Origin of the sequence: Nocardia sp. NPDC051911, assembly GCF_040681035.1 — a bacterium.
Taxonomy (GTDB): Bacteria; Actinomycetota; Actinomycetes; order Mycobacteriales; family Mycobacteriaceae; genus Nocardia; species Nocardia sichangensis.
The window spans coordinates 60218-73517 of sequence record NZ_JBFAXY010000007.1; the positions used below are offsets into that span (position 1 = coordinate 60218).

General features: G+C 65.7%; 15 protein-coding genes. 9 read left to right on the top strand and 6 right to left on the bottom strand.

Annotation, left to right across the window (positions count from 1 at the left end; genetic code table 11):
• Positions 1-375 precede the first annotated feature (375 nt).
• From AB0L97_RS10780 to AB0L97_RS10790, 3 genes are all read right to left on the bottom strand, one after another.
• Positions 376-690, bottom strand: a complete 315-nt coding sequence (locus AB0L97_RS10780; RefSeq protein ID WP_364427510.1) for a hypothetical protein — start codon at positions 688-690, stop codon at positions 376-378.
• A gap of 137 nt (positions 691-827) precedes the next feature.
• Complete coding sequence (locus tag AB0L97_RS10785) at positions 828-2210, bottom strand: toll/interleukin-1 receptor domain-containing protein (RefSeq protein ID WP_364427513.1); 1383 nt, start codon at positions 2208-2210, stop codon at positions 828-830.
• A complete protein-coding gene (locus AB0L97_RS10790; protein WP_364427516.1) occupies positions 2200-2883 on the bottom strand; it encodes a hypothetical protein in 684 nt (227 codons plus the stop codon). Before AB0L97_RS10790 ends, AB0L97_RS10785 begins: the two co-directional genes overlap by 11 nt.
• A 934-nt stretch (positions 2884-3817) precedes the next feature.
• Between AB0L97_RS10790 and AB0L97_RS10795 the strand changes: the two genes are divergently transcribed.
• Both AB0L97_RS10795 and AB0L97_RS10800 read left to right on the top strand, forming a co-directional pair.
• Positions 3818-4063 (top strand): hypothetical protein, encoded by a 246-nt coding sequence (locus AB0L97_RS10795; RefSeq protein ID WP_364427519.1) that lies wholly within the window; start codon positions 3818-3820, stop codon positions 4061-4063.
• A gap of 306 nt (positions 4064-4369) precedes the next feature.
• Positions 4370-4957, top strand: coding sequence for a serine protease (locus AB0L97_RS10800; RefSeq protein WP_355072976.1), 588 nt, complete (start codon positions 4370-4372; stop codon positions 4955-4957).
• Positions 4958-5058: 101 nt separating this feature from the next.
• Here AB0L97_RS10800 and AB0L97_RS10805 read toward each other — a convergent pair whose 3' ends face one another.
• On the bottom strand, positions 5059-5295 hold the full coding sequence (locus AB0L97_RS10805; RefSeq protein ID WP_355072629.1) for a DUF6374 family protein: 237 nt from the start codon (positions 5293-5295) through the stop codon (positions 5059-5061).
• 352 nt (positions 5296-5647) lie between these two features.
• Between AB0L97_RS10805 and AB0L97_RS10810 the strand changes: the two genes are divergently transcribed.
• The gene (locus tag AB0L97_RS10810) at positions 5648-6598 is read left to right on the top strand and encodes a hypothetical protein (RefSeq protein WP_364427523.1); all 951 of its coding nucleotides are present in this window, start codon (positions 5648-5650) and stop codon (positions 6596-6598) included.
• A gap of 149 nt (positions 6599-6747) precedes the next feature.
• Here AB0L97_RS10810 and AB0L97_RS10815 read toward each other — a convergent pair whose 3' ends face one another.
• Positions 6748-7551 carry an LLM class flavin-dependent oxidoreductase gene (locus AB0L97_RS10815; RefSeq protein ID WP_364427526.1) on the bottom strand — a complete coding sequence of 268 codons (804 nt, stop codon included), beginning with the start codon at positions 7549-7551 and terminating at the stop codon, positions 6748-6750.
• A 54-nt stretch (positions 7552-7605) separates the two neighbouring features.
• On the bottom strand, positions 7606-8187 hold the full coding sequence (locus AB0L97_RS10820) for a TetR family transcriptional regulator (protein WP_364427529.1): 582 nt from the start codon (positions 8185-8187) through the stop codon (positions 7606-7608).
• 72 nt (positions 8188-8259) lie between these two features.
• On the opposite strand from AB0L97_RS10820, the gene AB0L97_RS10825 reads away from it, so the two are divergent.
• The 6 genes from AB0L97_RS10825 (at position 8260) to AB0L97_RS10850 (ending at position 13245) form a co-directional block, all read left to right on the top strand.
• Positions 8260-8835 carry a dihydrofolate reductase family protein gene (locus AB0L97_RS10825; protein WP_364427532.1) on the top strand — a complete coding sequence of 192 codons (576 nt, stop codon included), beginning with the start codon at positions 8260-8262 and terminating at the stop codon, positions 8833-8835.
• A 70-nt stretch (positions 8836-8905) separates the two neighbouring features.
• Positions 8906-9037, top strand: coding sequence for a hypothetical protein (locus tag AB0L97_RS10830; RefSeq protein ID WP_364427535.1), 132 nt, complete (start codon positions 8906-8908; stop codon positions 9035-9037).
• Between the two features lie 70 nt (positions 9038-9107).
• Complete coding sequence (locus AB0L97_RS10835) at positions 9108-10661, top strand: FAD-dependent monooxygenase (protein ID WP_364427538.1); 1554 nt, start codon at positions 9108-9110, stop codon at positions 10659-10661.
• Positions 10662-10843: 182 nt separating this feature from the next.
• Positions 10844-11788 (top strand): ATP-binding cassette domain-containing protein, encoded by a 945-nt coding sequence (locus AB0L97_RS10840; protein WP_364427541.1) that lies wholly within the window; start codon positions 10844-10846, stop codon positions 11786-11788.
• Positions 11785-12546: an ABC transporter permease gene (locus AB0L97_RS10845; protein ID WP_355072642.1), complete on the top strand. Its 762-nt coding sequence runs from the start codon at positions 11785-11787 to the stop codon at positions 12544-12546. Before AB0L97_RS10840 ends, AB0L97_RS10845 begins: the two co-directional genes overlap by 4 nt.
• 54 nt (positions 12547-12600) lie before the next feature.
• A complete protein-coding gene (locus tag AB0L97_RS10850) occupies positions 12601-13245 on the top strand; it encodes a DUF4097 family beta strand repeat-containing protein (protein ID WP_355072644.1) in 645 nt (214 codons plus the stop codon).
• Positions 13246-13300: the final 55 nt, after the last annotated feature.

Here is a 13300-nt window from a genome sequence, read left to right on the forward strand (position 1 = left end):
GCGATAGGTGCCGAGACCGGACCGATGCCTGAGCCGGAGGGCGCTGATACCCGCCGCGTGACCAGGACCTGGTGGCATCGGATCGGCAGCCTGATTCCGAGCCAACGCGGACCGGAGAATCCCAGGTTGCACAAGGCGGTCCGGGTAGCGGGAGTCTGCCGCCAGATCTACCGCCGTGGCCAGGCTGCGCCGGGCGGCGGTGTCGGCTACGACCGCGTGCTCCAGCCAACCTATTGCGTTACCTCGGACGCGAGCGCAGCCGCATCGGCTCGTGCCGTGCGCGCTTCACGGGCGAAGGTTTCGACCATGGTGGACATGCGTAGAGACAGCGCAAAACCCCTCAGATTCGACGCTGAGGGGTTAAGTGACTTGCGGTCAGGCGGCGCAGACGCGGTTGAGATTGTCGGTGTAGGGGTCGAGGTCGGTGACGTTGGCATCTACCAGTGCGTCGGCGTAGGCAGTGATGACGTCCTTCTCCGCGCCCTGGGCGAAAAGGGCCAGGCCGCCCAGTCGGTCGGACAGCTCGGTCGCCGTCGCCGTGTCCATGGTGCCGCCGCTCGTGTCGATCGCGAGGTTGATCAGCTCGATGGCCCTGGCGCATAAGGGGGACTGGGCTTGCGCGGGTGCGGCGGGCAGGAAGAGCAGAGTGGCGGCGGCCGTAGCGAGTACAGCGGCGAAGGGCTTGGTCATGATTTTCCTCTCAGAACGTTGGGCTGATCGTAACCAGGCGGGAGAGCCCCTATTTCTGGTGGCTCGGTAGGTGTCAGGACGCGGGTGGACACCGATTCGACGAAGCTAGTGTGTCGCAGACGGGGGTGGGGCAGTTGCTATTGCTCGCCGAGCTCCGCATCGCCGAGTAATTCGATCAGTTCCCGCACCGCCGCTTCGACATCGGACTCGGTGTTGCCGGGAAGCCTGCGGTACTGGACCCCTTTGAGGAACTCGGGTAGCTCCACATGCTGAAGTCGTACGGGTAGCAGTGTCGCGCGGCCTTCGATGCTGGCCTGGTACAGGCGTTGGGCCTCGGTTACGCAATACGGGCTGGCGACGTAGCTGGGCGAGAGCAGCAGGACGCCGACCGCTGTCTTCGCCAAGCTGTCCATGAGTTCGTCCAGCCAGTTCTGTCCGGTGCGTATGGATCCGGTCTTCCGATAGTCGAAGACTTCCTGGAACCTGGCATGCAGGGCCCGGCTGAACAGGTCCGCCGTTTCTCTGTCCTCGTTGGCGTAGCTGAGAAATACGACTTCTTTGCGAAGCGCGGCCGTGGTGAAATATCGGCTGGCCTGATCGGCGTCGTGGAAAAGCCGGGGCTGATGCCCGATCACAGTGAGGGTTTCCTCGAAAGAGCTTCCGAGGTCGTCGCGATCCTGCCAGGACAACACCCGCCTACTGTGGCGCGGCTGGACATCCTCGAACAACGCTCCGGAGAGTTGGTCGGGCACTCTATCGGCAGGCGTGTGCAACAGGGGCAGCGTAGGCACGCCGTGCCCTGCGGCAAAGCTCGCCGCGATATATGCCGCCGGGTCGTCGAGTGCGACTACCAGCCAGTCCAGTTCGCGCAGCCGGCTGACGAACGTCAAATCGAGTCGAGGCGGCCAGGCCAGGTTCACCGGCTGCCACACCGCTTCCTCGAGGCTGCTTTCCAACACATCGCCGATCTCCGCCCTGGTGCTCCGGTTCAGCAGCAGGCCTACTTCTCTTCGGCGGTACGAGCGTGTTCCGGCGCGTGCGGAGATATGCGCCCGCAAACCGTTGGCGAAAGTCTCGAATGCTTTGGTGACGCGCGCGATCAGCGGCGAATAGCGTTCGTCGGTGATCTCCTGCGGGTCGTACTCAACGACTCGTATCTCCGGAGGGCACCGGAACAGGGCGCCGTACCGGTGGTCGCAGAAAACGATGCTGGGATACCGCAGGCGTGCGGCGATGCTCAACTCGAGCAGGAAGTACCGCGCTTCGTGCTGGAGCGTGCGCAGATCCCACGCCGTCTGCGCGTCTCCTGGTAGCGGGTATATGCCCACGAACCCGTCCGCGTCTCGCATCATCCGTTCCAGCCGTGTCGGGCTGGTGAAGGTCAGCCCTTCGTCCACGCGGAAGGCGACCGGTTGCACCTTCCGGATGATTCGCCAGAAGAACAGGTTGACATCGGGTGATCGGTACCGGTGACTGAGAAAGACGTTCGGCCTGCTGGAAGAGTCTTTCTCAGTTGCCATTCTGATCCGCCTGCGGCTCGGGAAGGACCGAACGCAGGCCGGATGTGTCGACGACCTGCTGTTGGCGGATTTTGGCGTACACCGCGTCGAAGGTGTAGCCCGCGATGAAACCGACGGACAGTACGAAGAACAGGAGCCGTCGCGCGCCGGGGCCCGTCAACAGATCGGGCGAGGTCGCCAATTGTGCCGAGATGAACAAAAGGACCGCGATCGCACCCGCCGACATCCCCAATACCGAACTTCGCGCCCAGTCCTCCCTGCGGTCGACGGCAGTGCGGATTATCGCCCCTGACGTCGCCGCGAGCAGGGAGCCCGCGATCAGCCCGACCAGGGTGAGCGATGCGTTGCCGTCCACCGCGTAAACCAGCGGGATCATCGCGAATCCGCCGATCAGCAAGAGCGCGCCGAAGAGCAGCCCGATTCCGGACTTGTACTCGGCATGCCGCTCGGCGCGCGACCGCATCGTCTCCGCTGATTGTTTGCGTTCCTGCTGAGTGCGCAGGATCGCGACGACATTCTCAGCGGCGCCGGCGTTCCACTCGCCGCCCAGGATCGAAAGCTCTTCCGGCGTGACGAGATTGCCGGTGCGTCCCATCGATACCCATGCCTTACGCGCGGCACCACCGAAAGCGGCGACGGGCGCGAGGGGAATATCGAACGCCATCGCCACCATCGCGGTGATCAATGTGGTGCGGCCGCCACCGATGAGTACGACACCGTCGGCTTCACGCAGCGAACGGTAATAAGAGACTTCCCAGTCGTCTTCCGCTTCATGACGAATTTCGAAGGCGCCGGACTTATGTGGTGGATGCGGGAAACTGGTTTCGGAAGATCCGTACGGTGGCCGGACATGGATGGAACCGGCTCTGCACGGCTCGACGGAAAGGTATCCGGCTACCACATCGCGTTCGACGAATCGCGGCGCGCTGGAATAGACGAAGAGGTCGTAGCCTGCCCTTGCCAGTTCGGCGCCGACCTCCCGCGCGGCTCGGGCGCCGTTGTCCTCGGTCCACGACGGACGGTCCTCCACCCCGCAAGGGCGTATCCCGCCGACGATCGCGATTGTGCGGCGCTCGCCGATCGAGCCGTTTGTGCCTGACTGCACCGAACATCCCCTCGTTGATCAGGTAACAGTAGGTTGGATAGTAGCGACCGGGCGGCCGTCCGCGCCGAAAATCGTTGTGCCGTAGACCCCGTTCAGCGAGATTCTCGCCGCCTCAACGGCATCCGCCTGCCCTGGGCGCGGTCGCCTGCTCCCGACCGCGGAAGACCGGGAACCGCAGGTGATCCGGCGGGACAAGGGAAACGCCTCTGTTTCGACGCTGAGGGTTTCCCGACGTGGCCGGTTCGGTGCTGCCGGCCGGGCAATTCGAACATGTCTTTCGCGGGCATCGGGTCGGTGAAGTCGACTCGCCGACGAGATTTCGGCCATTGACGCGGGCGCGGTGCGCGAACCCGTGCTCGCCTCGGGTTTCACCCCGAGGGGTGAGTGTTTCCGACCCGTAGGACGATGATCTTGCGAGCTTCCTGAGAGAAGAGTTAGAGGGGTCATAAGAGGGAGCCTTCAACGGGCGAAGGCATCCCAACCGTCAGTTGAAGGAAGCACAATGACCAAAAACAAGATTATCGCAGCCGCGGCTGCGGCAGCCTGTGTGCCAATGATCGCTTTCGGTTCGGGTGTTGCTACCGGGTCCCCGGACGTAGCGCCTGTGCCTGCCCCTCCTGCAGCCGTAGATGTCTCCCAGCACGGGCAATTGCAGACCGATGACGCCGTTCTATTCTGGGCCCCGTTCTTCTGGCCGGTCTGCTTCTTCCCGCCGTTGATCTTCGTCTTCCCGATCTGCATCGCATGATCTGCTGGACGGCATCGCTCAGGAAACGACGAACGCCGCGCGTCACGCACCCTCGCCAGATCGTGGCGTGACCGTCGGCGTTTCGTCACCTAGGAGGCGCACTCGACCAGGCTCGATCCCGCAAGATTGGTGACGACGTCCGGACGCCTGGTCTTCGAGTTCTTCAAGTAAACAGCAGTACTGTTCGCGCGGCATGGGGGGGACGATCTTCCCCTTCGACCGATTGGATCCGGCATGTTCGAGAAACTTGCGGGAACAGCTGCTGCGTTCGCGGCATGCGCAACGCTGATCGGGGCGCACGCGGGCATGGTGCGCGCCGCCGCTCCGGTCGTGCTGGGCGGCGGCTCCGGCATCGCCGTCAACGATCAGGGCCTCTGTACGCTCACCACGATCGGGCACGACGGCGCGGGCCGGTTGGTCGGATTCACCGCGGCTCATTGCGGTGGTGCGGGTACCACCGTCGCCGCGGCGGCCGATCGCGACGCCGGCGTTGTCGGCACCATCGTCCAGGCCAACAACGACATGGACTACGCCGTCATCGTGTTCGAACCGGACAAAGTCGTACCGGTGAGCCGCGTCGGCAACACGACGATCGCCCAGGTGGGCGGTCCGGCGCAGTTCCCGGATATCGCGTGCAAGGAAGGCTATAGCACCGGCCACACCTGCGGACTGACCTACGGAGACGTGCTGGAGTCCGGGTGGACCTGGACGCAGATATGTGTCGTCCCTGGTGACTCCGGCGGGCCGGTCGTGGTCGGAACGACACTCGTCAGCATGGTGAACGCATACGTGACGGTGCCCTGCCTCGGACCTCAGCTCGGGACGAAGATGACCGCCATCATCGACGACGTCGACGCGCGCGGTGGTCCCGGAGCCGGCTTCCGTCCGATCTAGTCGGCCTACCGACCGAGCGGGGACCGCCGACATCCCCGCCCGCCGCCGGATCCGCCCGGTCCCGCGCTCGGGATGAATACGGAATTCGCGGACACCGACCGTCATCGGAGACGGCCGCGGTAGTCGAGGCAGGCGCGCCCGTCGGTGGGCGGGGCCGCGGGTGTGGTCGCGGCCGTGATGGCCTCGGTGTAAGCGCGCAAACCCTCGGCCAGCCTGCCCGCCATGTTCTCCAGCTGCTCGGGTCGCAGATGCTTGCCGAACGCGGCCGCATCCAGCAGCTGCCTGCGCACCTGGTCGATCTGCGTTCCAGCGAAGGGGATGGGCTCGTGGTCCGGCATACTCCGGCACCTTACCTTGAGTCGAACATATGTTCCCATCGGTCTGGCTGGTGTTCTTGATGTAATCGGCGCCAGAACATTTATCCAAGCCGTTTGTGCTTCATCTATCTAACGTCTGACCTTCCTTTTCGGTGATCGTCTACTCGTGCGAACACCCGGATGTCGAAGGGGTCGGTTGTATGGCAGGAACTCGGTGTGCTCAGTGGGGCCATCCAAGGACGGTGAGTGCGTCGCCAGCTGACGCGGCGGTTGACGAGGCCGAGATTCACTCCCATCGGCCGAGGGTGGTCGTCGGTTCGTCGACTGATCGGATGTCGCATTGAGCGGTTGTGACCTTTGCCTGTATCGGTCGGTGACGCCTGGGCTGCGTGGGCCTGGTGCGAGTTTCGAGCAGCAGATGCTGTCGGGAATCGAGCGGCTGGAAGACGACGACGGCTCGGACTATCGGATGCTGCGGCGCATGCTCCGCGCTGCGGCCGCGGTCAGCCGCTCGGAGGTCGAATGGATACGCCGGATGCGGGCGACCGGGACCGTCCTGCGGCCCCGAGTCAGTGTCGTCGACGGCTATGTCGCGGGCTACATCGCCCAATGGCGGGACGCCCACAGTGCACGCCTCGGTCCGGCGATCACCGACCTCGAGGTCGGTGCAGGCCTGAGCTTGCCCGACTTGCGGGATGGGTGGGAACCTGACGCGCATGCGGTGGCGGACGCGCAGACCGAGTGGAAACTTCCGCGTTCGGTCACGCGGTCGGCCAGGGAAACGGTGCTGTGGGATGACACCGAGTTGTGGGCATACGCGCTGGCTGATGTCCGGAGCTTCAACGAGATATTGGCGCGTGTTCCGAGCAATGAGCGCGCGGTATGGCGGTGGGCGGCAAGCCAGGTATCCGGTGTGCTGGCGATGTGGTCGTGGCGGGTCGAGCCGGACGCGCGCGGACCGTTCGCCGTTGCCGCGCACGAAGTCGGAAGGTCCGCACTCGCGGCCGGAAGCCGCGCGCGCCCGCACATCTTCCGACCGCCCGCGCCGGATCTGGAGAAGGTAGCGTTCGTCCTGGCGCGGCTGTGTAGGGAGGTTCACGAGCCATCCACCGAGTCCGATTTGGTCGGCGCGCTGATCACCAGTATCGCCGCGATAATCAAAGCTCATCGGGAACGGGGGGAAATGGCGCGAGCGTCGAGCATCTACGCCACCGCCGTGGGTCCTTTGAAGTGGATAGAGTACGACATCCGCATCACAGTTCCGACTTCGGTGATCGGCTGCCAACTGCGGCTCGGGCACGCATCGCCGTCCCCTCCGAGTTAGCGCCGCGCCAGCCACCTCAGGATTCGCCGATCAGGCCCGGTCGACGGGTCCGTACCGGGCCGCAACGACATGGTGAACCCGCGGTCCACCGACATCGACGCCATGCCATGGTGCCGCGTAGTCGGCGGTGGGCATGACCTTTTGCTCGGCTACCGTCCGGCGAGCTCGGCGACGATCGGAGCGAACCGGTCGGCGAAGTCGGCGCCGAAGACGAAGTAGGAGAAGCCGATCTCCTCCCGTCGCCGCCGGATTTCCTCGGCGGCGGCCGCCGGATCATCCGGAAGTACGGCCAGTGCGTCCGCCGCGCGAAGCGCGGCAGGGTCGGTGTCGGGTGGCGCCATGTGCGGCGCGACAGTGTCGCCGATGACCGGCACGGCGAGCGCGAGCTCGACGTTCCCGATGGTGCGGAAGTCGCGTGCCAGCCGCTCGACCTCACCCCGAGGCTGAGCCCCCAGCGCGAACGTGACCGTGTCCGCGACCTCCGCCGCCAACGACCGGGCCTGTGGACCCAGTACGGCCATCGCCACGGGCGTGTGCAGGTCGGGGCCGTCGAGTTCGCGCAGCGTTTCGACGGTCTCACGTACCTGCGCAAGCCGCTCGTTCGGTGGCGCGACGGACAGTCCCTTGTCGCGGAGTTCGTCCTCGATTCCCGGTCTGCCGGTGCCGATGCCCATCTCGAAGCGTCCGTCGGTGAGTAGCGACAGCGAGTGCGCTTCCCACGCCGTCAGCCAAGGCGGGCGTAGCGGCGAGGCGTACACCCAGGTGCCAACGCGCAGGTCGGTCAGGGCCGCGGCGGTGGCCAGCATGGGGCCGGGCGCCGGTTGCGTCTGCGGGAAGTCGGGCACCAGCAGCGTCGAGTAGCCGCTGTCGGCGATGCGGCGCACGCGATCTCGCCACGTCGGCAGGTCGGTCCTGAGCGGGGCGACGACCCCGAATCGAAACGGTCTCGTCATGCCTGACTTCCTCTCGGAGAGCGTCGGTTCGAACAATTGATGGATCGTTCCGGTTTACCTGACCTGGGCGGGTATTGCCCGGTCCACGATCGTCCGCACCAGTTCGGCGGCCCGCTGCTCGTCGAAAATGCCGGGCAGGGTGAGTCGTTCGAGGATGAGCCAGTTCAGGGCGAGGTAGAGCAGCACAACGGCGTCCTCGTCGCCGGGCAGCTCCGACTCCCGATAGTTGCTGATATTGAAGTCGAGATCCGCGCGTACCCGCTCGGTGAGCAGCGCCTGCAGTTCGGGCCGCCGGGTGGCCTCCAGTCGCAGTTCGAGGATCGCGAGATAGCCGGTGCGGAAATGGAAGACCCGGTCGACCACCTCGGTCATGAGTTCGGTCATGGACTCGCGGGTCTGCGGTCCGCGGGATTTCGCCATGGCGGCGTCGCTGGGGATCAGCCGCTCGTAATAGCGGTGTCCGACCTGGACGAGCAGTGCGTCCCGGTTGGGGAAGTAATTGGAGGCGGTTCCGGCGGGCACTCCCGCCTCCTGATCGACCGCCCTGAAGGTCAGGCCACGTGCCCCTTCGCGGGCCAGGACCTCGATTGACGCATCCAGCAGGGCCTGCCTGCGTTCCGGATTCGTGCGCACCACTTGACACCACTCCATCTGTAGTACTACGGTTCAAATCACTTCGCACAGAGTACTACAGTTGAGGCGGTTAAGATGCGAAAGCTTGTCTACTACGTGGCGGTCTCCCTCGACGGCTACATCGCGGGGCCGCAGGGGGAATTCGACTTCTATCCGATGTGTGAGGACATGACGGCGTGGATCAACGAGCGCTATCCGGAGACGGTGCCGACGCCTCTGCGCGAGTCCGTCGGCATGCCCCTCGACACGCCGAACAAGACCCTGGACACCCTGGTCATGGGTCGCGGCACCTACGAACCGGGCCTCGCCATCGGCTGCACCAGCCCGTACAACCACTTGAGGCAGTACGTCTTCTCGACCACCCTCGCGCCGGTGGACAACCCGCAGGTGGAGGTCGTCGACGCCGATCCGGTCGAGCTCGTCCGGCAACTGAAGAAAAAAGCGGGCCTGGATATTTGGCTCTGCGGCGGCGGCAATCTGGCCGGACAGCTCCTCGGCGAGGTCGACCAGCTGATCATCAAGAGCTACCCCGTGATCGCGGGCGACGGCGTCAGGGCATTCACGGGCAATTTCGAGCCGACGCGATTCGAGGTCACCCAGCGCCAAGAGTTCAGCACCGGCGCGCAGGTCACCTGGTTCGACCGCGCCTGATCCGGCGCCGAACCCGCCGGAGTTCCGGCATCCCGTGGCTTCACATGAGCATCGAAAAGGCGGTACCGATATGCGAAAGCAACGCAGCACCTTCCCGACCAAGACCAACCAGCAGCGCTTCGTGACTCGCCCCGTGCCTCCGCGCACGGTCACCAATTCCAAGGGCGGGTGGCCCCGGCACGGCAGGTACGGGGCGCGGTAGCGCCCGATCGGCGACCTGGGCTGTCCGAAATCGTTTGCCGCGGCCGGAATCGGCCGGGATGGGAGTAGCAATGCATACCGACGTGATCATCGTGGGCGCGGGCCCGACCGGCCTGATGCTGGCCGCCGAGCTGCGCTCGGCCGGAGTGCGGCCGCTGGTGCTGGAGCGGCAGTCGCGGCCGCGGGACACCCCGAAGGCCGGTGGTCTCGGCGGGCAGATCCTGGAGTTGTTGCGCTACCGGGGCTTGCTGGATCGGTTCGAAGCGGCCTGCACCGATCCGATTCCGGCTCCCCGGTTTCCGTTCGGCGGTGTGCACGTGGACCTCACCCAGCTGGACGAGTCCCCGATGCATGCGCTGCCGCTGCCGCAACAGCAGCTGGAGCGACTACTCGGCGAATACGTCGGCGAACTCGGCGTCGATATCCGTCGCGGACACCAGGTGCTCGATGTGCGGCAGGACGCCGACGCGGTCACCGCGGAGGTCAACGGGCCGGTCGGGCCGTACCGGGTGACCGCCCGCTATCTGGTGGGCTGCGACGGTGCGCGCAGCCGGGTTCGTGACCTGGCCGGCATTCCGTTCCCCGGCACCGTATATCCGGAGGTGAATCGGCTGGCCCAGATCACCGTGCCCGATTCGGTGACCCGGCTCGACAACGGCGACCTCGAGGTTCCCGGGTTCGACGCCATCCGTGCGGGTTTCACGCGGACGGATCGCGGTCTGTTCGGGATGGGTGTGTCACCCGCCTCGGAGGCACTGTCCGTCTACACGATCGAGGACGAGACCGTCGAATACGACGATGACGTGCCGATGACCGTGGCAGAGTTGCGCGACAGCATCCGTCGCGTGCTGGGAGTGGATCTGCCTGTGGCGGAGACATTCCGGCTGTCGCGATTCACCTTCAAGGCCCGCCACGCCGAACGCTATCGCGCGGGCCGGGTCCTGCTCGCCGGTGACGCGGCCCATCTGTTTCCCGCCACGGGCGTGGCGCTCAACGCCGGAATGCTGGATGCGGTCAACCTGGCCTGGAAGCTGGCCGCCGAGGTCAACGGGTGGGCGCCGGCCGGCCTGTTGGACACCTATCACGAGGAACGCCATCTCGCCGGGGAGCGCACCATGCTGCACACCCGGGCACAGGTCGCGCTGCGGCGCGGGCACGACCCGGCCTCCGAAGCACTGCGGGCGGTCTTCCAGGAACTTCTCACCGACGAACAGCCCCTGCGGCGCATGGCGGCCCTCATCGCCGGCGCCGATATCCGCTATCGACTGCCCAATCCCAACGACCACATCTCGACCGGAACCTTCGCGCCCGACCTCACCCTGCACACCGACGACGGGACGACCAGCGTCGCCGAAGTCATGCACGCCGCACGGCCCGTCCTGCTCGACCTCGCCGACCGCGCGGACCTTCGTGATACCGCCCGAGACTGGCGGCACCGCGTCGACATCCGCTCCGCCAAAGCCGAGAACCGCGAAGCCGATGCCCTCCTGATCCGCCCGGACGGCCACATCGCCTGGGCCGCGACCATCGACGAACCCGCCGACACCGCCGAGGACGGCCTGCGAGCAGCGCTGTCGTTATGGTTCGGCACACCCGCGGAAACGACGATCCCGACCAGCGATTGACGAGGGCAGGTCGTCACCGCCGATGGAGGGTTGCCGCTTCCGAACCTCCGTCGGCGAAGACGATCTGCACGTGCACGGACATCTGCTCGTCGGATGCGGCGCTGACCAGGCCGAATGCCGTGTCAGCGGACGTGTCAGGCCGGTGTCAGGGCGGTATCAGCGGGGCTCGCGACAGTATCCCTGTGAACAGTTCAGCGATTGCGGCTTCCGGGCTGCGAAAGACATACGGGGACAAGACGATCCTCGATGGTATCGACTTGGATATCGGTGCGGGCACGATCTTCTCTCTGCTCGGCCCGAACGGGGCGGGTAAGACGACCACGGTGAACGTGCTGACCACGCTGTCGAAAGCCGATGGCGGCACGGCGCGGGTCGCCGGGCACGACATCGCGACCGATGCCGAGGCGGTGCGCGCGTCGATCGGGGTCACCGGTCAGTTCGCGGCGGTGGACGATCTGCTGACGGGGGAGGAGAACCTGCGGCTGATGGCGGATCTGCACCATCTGCGGGCACATGAGAGCAAGCGGGTGATCACCGAATTGCTCGAACGGTTCGATTTGGCGGAGTCGGCGCGAAAACAGGCGTCGACCTATTCCGGGGGTATGCGCCGGAAATTGGATCTGGCGATGACGCTGGTCACCAAGCCGGACATCGTCTTCCTGGACGAGCCGACAACGGGATTGGATCCGCGCAGCAGGCGCACCATGTGGGAGATCGTCCGGGAATTGACGAACGACGGTGTGACGATCTTCCTGACCACTCAGTACCTCGAGGAAGCCGATCAGCTGGCCGACCGGATCGCGGTGCTCGACCAGGGCCGCGTAGTCGGCGAAGGCACACCTGACGACCTCAAGCGCCGGGTGCCCGGCAGCCACATCCGGCTCCGATTCACCGACGTCACGCAGCTCGATGCGGCGGCGCGGATCCTGCCGGGGGCCACCCGCGACGACGAGGCCCTGACCCTGCGGGTCCCCGGCGACGGCGGGACGAAAGCACTGCGGGACCTGCTGAATCGGCTCGCCGAACACTCGGTCGACGCCGAGGAGGTCTCCGTCCACACCCCTGACCTCGACGATGTCTTCTTCGCCCTGACCGGTCACGCCACCAAGGAGGCTGTCGCACCATGAGCACCATTTCCGCGCCGCTGGCCGATTCGTCGATCATGCTGCGCCGCAACTTCAAGCACATCGCCCGGACTCCGGTCACGATCTTCAACGCGGCCATGATGCCGGTCGTGATGATGCTGATCTTCGTGTACGTGTTCGGCAACGCGTTCGATGTCGGCGAACAGTACATCGACTACGCGACACCGGGCATGATCCTGCTGGCCATCAGCTACGGGTTGTCGGGCACCGCGGTCTCGGTGAGCTCCGATATGGCGAAAGGCGTCATCAACAGGTTCAAGGTCATGAGCGTCTCTCGTGGCGCCGTACTGACCGGCCACGTCGCGGCCACCGTACTGACCAATGTGGTGGCCATCGCGGCCGTCATAGGTGTGGCCTTCGCGCTGGGGTTCCGGCCGCCCGCGACCGCACTCGACTGGCTGGGCGCGATCGGCATCATGGCGGCGACGTCGTTCGCGGCCGCCTGGCTCACGGTCGCACTGGGAATGGCCGCGAAGACTCCGGAGTCCGCGGGCATGACCGTGGTGCCGCTGATCATGCTGCCGTTCGTGAGCAGCGCGATCGTGCCCGCCGACCAGATGGGGCAGGGTATCCGGCAGTTCGCGCAATACCAACCTTTCACGCCGATCATCGAAGCGTTGCGCGGGTTTCTCGCCGGACACCCCTCAGGTGGCTACACGGCCGCCGCGCTCGCCTGGTGCGCCGGATTCGCCGTCGTCGGATACCTGTGGTCGCGCGCCACTTTCAACAAGCGCGTGTAGTCGCGACCAGCCGCCCATTTCACACACCAACCAATTCACACACAGGAGACAGCCATGCCGACGTTCGAGACCCCGGAACCGATCGCCGTCACGATCGACGTGCTCTCCGGTGCGGTCACGGTGATCGCCTCGGACCGTATCGACACCGTCGTGGAGGTCCGTCCGGCCGACGCGTCCAAAAAGGGTGACGTGCGCGCCGCCGCGCAAACCCAGATCGAATTCACCGCAGGCACTTTGACCGTGCGAACGCCGAAAGACTGGCGGACCTACACCCCGTTCGGCGGCAACCCGTCGATCGAGCTGACCATCGAGGTACCCACCGGCTCCCAGCTGAAGGGCACCGCCGCGGTGGGCCGATTGCTGGGCGCAGGCGAACTCGGCGAATGCGACCTGGAGATATCCGCGGGCGACATCACCGTCGAGCGCCCGCGTGATTCGGTAACCGCGAAAACCGCCAAAGGCGACATCCGTATCGGTGAGGCGTCGCGCGGCGTGCTCCGGCTGGAAACGTCCATGGGCGAGCTCCAGGTCGGAATCAGCCCGAGCAGCGCGGTGCAGCTGGAAACCAACGCCCAGCACGGGACCGTGCGCAACCGGATGCAACCGGTCGACCGGTCGCAGGGCGAGGAGGACATCGTGCGGGTGTACGCGCGCAACTCTTACGGCAACATTGTCATCCAGCACGCCACGGCCGCCTGATACTGCACTCCCGCCACCCCGTCCCGCGCACATTGTCCAACAGGTGTGCGACACC